This is a genomic window from Psychrobacter sp. Rd 27.2, assembly GCF_001921755.1.
Classification (GTDB): domain Bacteria; phylum Pseudomonadota; class Gammaproteobacteria; order Pseudomonadales; family Moraxellaceae; genus Psychrobacter; species Psychrobacter celer.
The window spans coordinates 1-369 of sequence record NZ_MRYB01000122.1; the positions used below are offsets into that span (position 1 = coordinate 1).

At 42.0% G+C, this 369-nt stretch carries 1 protein-coding gene; it reads left to right on the forward strand.

All coding sequences use genetic code 11. The annotated features are described in order from the left end of the window. A partial coding sequence (locus tag BTV99_RS13580) for a hypothetical protein (RefSeq protein ID WP_178377985.1) occupies positions 1 to 369 on the forward strand: 369 nt, incomplete at both ends.

A 369-nucleotide genomic window follows, 5' to 3' on the forward strand; every position in this document is an offset into this window, starting at 1 on the left:
AAGATTAGAGGCTGAGGCTAGAGCCAAAGCTGCTGAAGATGCTTTGGACGCCGCACAACAATTGCCACCAGCGCCAAACAATCCAGTTGTAGCAGCGAATGCTACTGTCTCTGGTTTCCAAAATACTATAGTTGATAGTAATAATAGTTCTATTAGCGCAAACACCTCTAGTAGCTACGACTCACTTACTACCTTGTTTAATCAAACAGGATCGGGTAATTTAGATGACGCACTCAACCTCAAATTAAGAGATTCCGCCGACCAAGATTACGAAGGTGGCTTCAAAAAAGGACCTCTTCAATCTCTACGACCCGGCAGTAGCCTTAGAACATTAAAGTATACGTCTACTTATAAGAATTTTGATGATCA